This window comes from uncultured Roseovarius sp., from assembly GCF_913054395.1.
Taxonomy (GTDB): domain Bacteria; phylum Pseudomonadota; class Alphaproteobacteria; order Rhodobacterales; family Rhodobacteraceae; genus Roseovarius.
Genome location: NZ_CAJXIP010000176.1, coordinates 1 through 6,158 on the forward strand (window position 1 = coordinate 1; position 6,158 = coordinate 6,158).

Here is a 6,158-nt window from a genome sequence, read left to right on the forward strand (position 1 = left end):
GGGCCACGATGTCCTTCTCGGCGCAGATAATCCCGTTGCCTGCCGAAGAGGCCACCAGAAGCTTTCCTTCTGGGTTGTGGATCAGGATGTCGACGATCTCGACCTCATTGGGCAGATCCACCATCAGGCGCAGCGGCTCCCCCATGCCGCGCCCACCGGGCAGATTGGCGGCGCTGACGGTATAGAACCGCCCGTTGCTGCCAAAGACCAGCAACCGGTCGGTGGTCTCGGCGTGGAAAATGAAGCGCGCACCATCGCCATCCTTGAACTTCAGCTCGCGGTTCAGATCAATGTGACCGGTCATTGCCCGAATCCACCCCATCTGGCTACACACCACGGTGACCGGTTCGCGGTCGATCATGGCTTCCAGCGGCACCTCTTCGACTTCGCCGGCCTCGGCAAAGCGGGTACGGCGCGGGCCCCAGATGTGGTTCTGGCCAAAGGTTTTCTTGGTCTCGCGCAACTGATCCGAAATCGCGCCCCATTGCAGGGCCGGGTCGTCAAGTAGGTCCTCAAGACCTGCGCGCTCGGCCATCAGGGCGTCGCGCTCGCGCTTGAGTTCAAGTTCTTCCAGCCGCCGCAGGCTGCGCAGGCGCATGTTCAGGATCGCTTCGGCCTGAATTTCGGTCAGCCCGTCCTCGCTGCCCAGGGGGGGCGAAACATAATCGGCCTCGGATGTGGCGCGCACAAATGTCTTGCCCCAATCCTCGCGTTTCAGCGCCGCCTTGGGGTCGTCGTCATAGCGGATGATGTCGATCACCCGGTCGAGATTGAGAAAGGCGACGATCAGCCCTTCGAGCACCTCAAGCCGGTGGTCGATCTTTTCCATCCGGTGATGCGACCGACGGATCAGCACCTCCTGGCGGAAATCGAGGAAGGCACGCAGCACCTCCTTGAGGCTACAGACCTTGGGGGTGACCCCGTCGATCAGCACGTTCATGTTGAGCGAAAACCGCACTTCGAGATCCGAGTTGCGATACATCATCCCCATCAGAACCTCGGGCTCGACATTCTTCGAGCGCGGCTCAAGCACAAGGCGGATATCGTCGGCGCTTTCGTCGCGCACATCGGCGAGGATCGGCACCTTGCGGGTCTGGATCAGCTCGGCGATCTTCTCGATAAGCTTGGATTTCTGCACCTGATAGGGGATTTCGGTGACCACGATCTGCCATTGGCCACGACCAAGATCCTCGATCTCGTATTTACAGCGCAGGCGGAACGACCCGCGCCCGGTGCGATAGGCCTGGGCGATATTTTCGGCGGGCTCGACGATGATCCCGCCGGTGGGAAAGTCAGGGCCGGGAATATAGTTCAAAAGCGTGTCGTCACGCGCATCCGGCGTCTTGATAAGATGCAGACATGCATCGACCAGCTCGGCAATGTTATGAGGCGGGATATTGGTGGCCATGCCAACCGCGATCCCGCTTGATCCGTTGGCCAGAAGGTTCGGGAAACTGGCTGGAAGCACGACCGGCTCGGTCAGGGTGCCATCGTAATTGTCGCGAAAATCAACGGCGTTTTCGTTCAGCCCGTCAAGCAGCGCCTCGGCGACGGCGGTCATCCGGGCCTCTGTATAGCGGCTGGCGGCGGGGTTATCGCCGTCGATATTGCCGAAATTGCCCTGACCGTCGACCAGCGGATAGCGCACCGCGAAATCCTGGGCGAGGCGGGCCATGGCGTCATAGATCGCCGCGTCGCCATGCGGGTGATAGTTGCCCATCACGTCGCCGCTTATCTTGGCGGATTTGCGGAAGCCCCCGGTCGAACTCAGCCGCAGTTCGCGCATCGCATAAAGGATGCGCCGGTGCACCGGCTTGAGCCCGTCGCGCGCGTCGGGCAGGGCGCGGTGCATGATCGTGGAAAGCGCATAGGTCAGATACCGGTCGCCGATCGCCCGGCGTAACGGTTCTGACACGGCCTCGGGCAGCATGTTGGGGTCATCCAGCAAATCACTCATAGATGCGGTGATACCCCCGGCATGAATTCACGTAAAGCACATAGAAACCACAGCGCGGAAAGTTTTCCGCATTGCCCCTAAATCCAATCCGCGAATCGGATATCATGATCAGGGCTGCCGAGCTTTTAGATATTTAGTGTGAGTTATGTGGGGGATGCGCGATGTGGCGCTTTATTCTTGTGAGTTTTGCATTTCTGGGCTGGGCGTTTTACGAACTCAGCGGCGGGGCCGATTATGCTCCGATAGCGAATTCCATTCAGGCACGCGCGGCCCTTGACAACAAGCGCCCGAAACCGCGCCCGTTGCGGGTGAATGTGATCGAAATCGCACAGGGGGGCGCCGTAGCACCCGAGGCCTCCGCGACGCGCACCATTACCTCGCTTCAAGAACTGGGGCTGACGGTTGGCAGGGGTGTCGGGGGCACACTGGCCGTGCCTGAAACGACCAACTGACAGGCAGGGCGCAAGCGGGGGCCGGGGGATGGCGGATCGGCCTTGGAGGGCGGTAAACTGGGCTTGCATCGGGCGCCGTCGCGGGTCAGAACGGCTCCATGACTGAAAAAACTGTATTGATCACCGGGTGTTCCACGGGCATCGGATATGACGCGGCGCACGGGCTTCGCGCACGCGGCTGGCGGGTGTTTGCCTCTTGCCGCAAAGAGGCGGATTGCGCGCGGCTGCGCGATGAGGGCTTTGAAAGCCCGCGGATTGATTACGAGGACGAGGCAAGCATCGCCTCGGGCCTTGCCGAGGTGCTTGAGGCGACGGGCGGGCGGCTTGATGCGCTGTTCAATAACGGCGCCTATGCGATTGCCGGTCCGGTCGAGGATATCCCGACCGAAGCCATGCGGACGATCTTTCAGGCGAATTTCATCGGCTGGCATGACCTGACCCGCCGGGTGATCCCGGTGATGCGGGCGCAGGGCTCGGGACGGATCGTGCAATGCTCGTCGGTGCTTGGGCTTGTGGCGATGAAATGGCGCGGGGCCTATGTGGCGACCAAGTTTGCCGTCGAGGGCCTGAGCGATGCGTTGCGCATGGAGCTTGTGGGCACCGGTATTCAGGTTTCGATCATTGATCCCGGCCCGATCGACACCCCGTTTCGTGCCAATGCGATCAAGCAGTTCGAAAAATGGATCGACTGGGAGAATTCCGCGCGGGTCGAGGAATATCGCGCAACCCTTCTGGATCAGCTTTACAGCGGCAGCAGCAAGGGGCCGCAATGGCCCGCCTCGGCAGTGACCAAGACCTTGGTGCATGCGCTTGAGGCGCGGCGCGCGAAGGTTCGCTATTACGTGACGACGCCGACCCATGCGATGGGAACGCTGCGCCGCGTGCTTCCGGCGCGGGCGCTCGATTGGGTCCTGAGCAAAGGCTAGCGGGTCGTCCGGCCCCGGTCTGTCGGCCTCGCGCGGGGGCTGCGTCATGTTTTCCCTTTCGCTTTTCGCCCCGTGCCGCCTAGATGTGCGATAAAGGACCGACTCGGAAAGGACGATCCCATGCTGCAAGACCCGCTTTTCATCCTCGTTGCCATTGCCTGTATCGCCGTGGCGGTGATCCTGATCCGCGGGATCAGCAGCTTCGGCAAGGAGGGGGTCGAGAACGCCAAGCGGTCAAACAAATTCATGCAATGGCGTCTGATTGCACAGGCCGTCGCCATCGTCTTGATCCTGATTTTCGTTTATTTCCGCAGACAGGGGGGCTGAATCCATGGTCGTATTGAACAAGATCTACACGCGTACCGGCGATGCGGGCGAAACCGCGCTTGGCAATGGCTCGCGCGTTGCCAAACATTCGGCCCGTGTGAGCGCCTATGGCACGGTTGACGAGGTCAACGCGACCGTCGGCCTTGCCCGGCTTGCCGCCGCCGGTGACACCGACGCGGCCCTGGCGCGCATCCAGAATGATCTTTTCGATCTGGGCGCCGATCTGTGCCGTCCGGACATGGACAAGGATGCAGAGTCCGAGTACCCGCCGCTTCGCATGTCCGCGAGTCAGGTTGACCGGCTTGAGGCCGAGATCGACGCGATGAACAAGCATCTCGAACCACTTCGCAGTTTCATCCTGCCCGGCGGCTCGGCGCTTGCCGCTCATCTGCATCTGTGCCGCACCGTGTCGCGCCGGGCCGAGCGTCTGACGGTCGAACTTGCCACGATAGAGCAGGTGAACGAGGCGGCGGTAAAATATCTCAACCGTCTGAGCGACTGGTTCTTTGTGGCCTCGCGCATGGCCAATGATGGTGGCAAGGATGATGTTTTGTGGGTTCCGGGCGCGAACCGTTAAATGCCGCAAGGCCGTCGCTTGAAACACTCTCGCAAGATTATTGCGTTCAAAACCTGAAACGCGACGTCGTCAGACGCTAACGTGACGATTTTGCCCTGTTTCATCTGCGCCAGACCCGGTATCAACGCGCAAGTTAGCTTTACCGAAGAGTCGTCAGCTCTTCACCAATCTGAGGGAGACCATGCCAATGAAGGTGCTCGTACCTGTCAAACGCGTGATCGATTATAACGTGAAGGTCCGCGTAAAGGCGGACGGCAGCGGTGTCGATCTAGCCAATGTCAAAATGTCGATGAACCCGTTTGACGAGATCGCCGTTGAAGAGGCCATTCGCCTGAAAGAGGCGGGCAAGGCCGATGAGGTGATCGCCGTTTCGATCGGGGTCAAGCAGGCCCAGGAAACGCTGCGCACCGCGCTGGCGATGGGGGCCGATCGCGCCATTCTGGTTGTGGCCGCCGATGACGTTCACACCGATATCGAGCCTTTGGCCGTGGCCAAGATCCTCAAGGCGGTGATCGACGAGGAACAGCCCGGCGTCGTGCTCTGCGGCAAGCAGGCAATCGACAACGACATGAACGCCACCGGCCAGATGCTGTCGGCGCTCCTGGGCTGGAGCCAGGCAACCTTTGCCTCCAAGCTTGATATCGACGGCGACAATGCGGTCGTGACCCGCGAGGTTGACGGTGGTCTTCAGACGATCAAGGTCAGCATGCCGACCATCGTGTCTGTCGACCTGCGCCTGAACGAGCCGCGCTATGCGAGCCTTCCCAACATCATGAAGGCCAAGAAAAAGCCGCTGGATGAGAAAACCGCCGCCGATTACGGTGTCGATGTCACTCCGCGTCTTGAAATCACCGGCACGTCCGAGCCCGAATCCCGTGCCGCGGGTATCATCGTCGGCTCGGTGGACGAGCTTGTTGCAAAACTCAAAGAAGCGGGGGCCGTGTAATGTCTGTTCTACTTCTCGCAGAAGTCACCGATGGTGAACTGGCGCTGGACGCCACCGCAAAGGCCGTGACGGCGGCCGCGAAACTGGGCGATGTGACGGCGCTTTGCTGTGGCGCATCTGCCGCCGCTGCTGGCGAAGTCGCGGCGAAAATCGCGGGCGTTTCCAAGGTGTTGGTCGCCGAGGATGCCTCGCTTGGGCACCGCCTTGCGGAACCTACCGCGGCGCTGATCGTCAGCCTTGCCGGTGACTATAGCCACATCGTTGCCCCGGCCACGACCGACGCCAAGAACGTACTGCCGCGCGTCGCGGCGCTTTTGGATGTGATGGTGATTTCGGATGCCTCTGGCGTTGTCGATGCCGACACTTTCGAGCGCCCGATTTATGCCGGTAACGCGATTCAGACCGTGAAATCGCGGGATGCCCAAAAGGTCATCTCGTTCCGCACATCGACCTTTGACGCCGCTGGCGAACAGGGCGCCGCGCCGATCGAGACCATTTCCGCCGCCGCCAATCCGGGCCTCTCGGAATGGGTCGAGGACAAGGTCGCGGCCTCGGACCGCCCCGAACTTACCTCGGCGGGTGTCGTGGTCTCGGGCGGTCGCGGCGTCGGCTCCAAGGACGATTTCGCGCTGATCGAAAGCCTCGCGGACAAGCTTGGCGCCGCGGTCGGTGCAAGCCGCGCCGCGGTCGATTCGGGCTATGCGCCGAACGACTGGCAGGTCGGTCAGACCGGCAAGGTCGTCGCGCCGAACCTCTATGTCGCGGTTGGCATTTCCGGCGCGATTCAGCACCTCGCGGGCATGAAGGACAGCAAGATCATCGTCGCGATCAACAAGGACGAAGAAGCGCCGATTTTCCAGGTTGCCGATTTTGGCCTCGTTGCCGATCTCTTCACCGCCCTGCCGGAGCTTGTTGAAAAGCTGTAACTCCGGGTTTGCTGGTTGAATTTGAAAGGCCCGCGCAGATCACGGCG

At 61.2% G+C, this 6,158-nt stretch carries 7 protein-coding genes; 6 read left to right on the forward strand and 1 reads right to left on the reverse strand.

The window, feature by feature from the left end; all coding sequences use genetic code 11:
• Positions 1-1,957: DNA topoisomerase IV subunit A (gene parC, locus QZ522_RS17005; RefSeq protein WP_294614364.1), on the reverse strand; the 1,957-nt coding region annotated here is incomplete at its 3' end.
• A gap of 161 nt (positions 1,958-2,118) precedes the next feature.
• On the opposite strand from parC, the gene QZ522_RS17010 reads away from it, so the two are divergent.
• The 6 genes from QZ522_RS17010 (at position 2,119) to QZ522_RS17035 (ending at position 6,111) form a co-directional block, all read left to right on the forward strand.
• Complete coding sequence (locus tag QZ522_RS17010; RefSeq protein ID WP_294614367.1) at positions 2,119-2,409, forward strand: hypothetical protein; 291 nt, start codon at positions 2,119-2,121, stop codon at positions 2,407-2,409.
• A 98-nt stretch (positions 2,410-2,507) separates the two neighbouring features.
• Positions 2,508-3,335: an SDR family NAD(P)-dependent oxidoreductase gene (locus QZ522_RS17015; protein WP_294614369.1), complete on the forward strand. Its 828-nt coding sequence runs from the start codon at positions 2,508-2,510 to the stop codon at positions 3,333-3,335.
• A gap of 120 nt (positions 3,336-3,455) precedes the next feature.
• Positions 3,456-3,662: a twin transmembrane helix small protein gene (locus QZ522_RS17020; protein ID WP_294614371.1), complete on the forward strand. Its 207-nt coding sequence runs from the start codon at positions 3,456-3,458 to the stop codon at positions 3,660-3,662.
• A 4-nt stretch (positions 3,663-3,666) separates the two neighbouring features.
• A complete protein-coding gene (locus QZ522_RS17025) occupies positions 3,667-4,239 on the forward strand; it encodes a cob(I)yrinic acid a,c-diamide adenosyltransferase (protein ID WP_294614373.1) in 573 nt (190 codons plus the stop codon).
• Positions 4,240-4,426: 187 nt separating this feature from the next.
• Entirely contained in the window at positions 4,427-5,185 is a 759-nt protein-coding gene (locus tag QZ522_RS17030) for an electron transfer flavoprotein subunit beta/FixA family protein (RefSeq protein WP_294614376.1), read from the forward strand.
• The gene (locus tag QZ522_RS17035) at positions 5,185-6,111 is read left to right on the forward strand and encodes an FAD-binding protein (protein ID WP_294614379.1); all 927 of its coding nucleotides are present in this window, start codon (positions 5,185-5,187) and stop codon (positions 6,109-6,111) included. The genes QZ522_RS17030 and QZ522_RS17035 overlap by 1 nt, the downstream gene beginning before the upstream one ends.
• The last annotated feature ends 47 nt before the right edge of the window (positions 6,112-6,158 follow it).

Coding starts and splice junctions, on each gene's coding strand:
- QZ522_RS17015 (WP_294614369.1), top strand. CDS start 2,508: ATGACTGAAAAAACTGTATTGATCACCGGGTGTTCCACGGGCATCGGA.
- QZ522_RS17030 (WP_294614376.1), top strand. CDS start 4,427: ATGAAGGTGCTCGTACCTGTCAAACGCGTGATCGATTATAACGTGAAG.
- QZ522_RS17035 (WP_294614379.1), top strand. CDS start 5,185: ATGTCTGTTCTACTTCTCGCAGAAGTCACCGATGGTGAACTGGCGCTG.
- QZ522_RS17010 (WP_294614367.1), top strand. CDS start 2,119: ATGTGGCGCTTTATTCTTGTGAGTTTTGCATTTCTGGGCTGGGCGTTT.
- QZ522_RS17025 (WP_294614373.1), top strand. CDS start 3,667: ATGGTCGTATTGAACAAGATCTACACGCGTACCGGCGATGCGGGCGAA.
- QZ522_RS17020 (WP_294614371.1), top strand. CDS start 3,456: ATGCTGCAAGACCCGCTTTTCATCCTCGTTGCCATTGCCTGTATCGCC.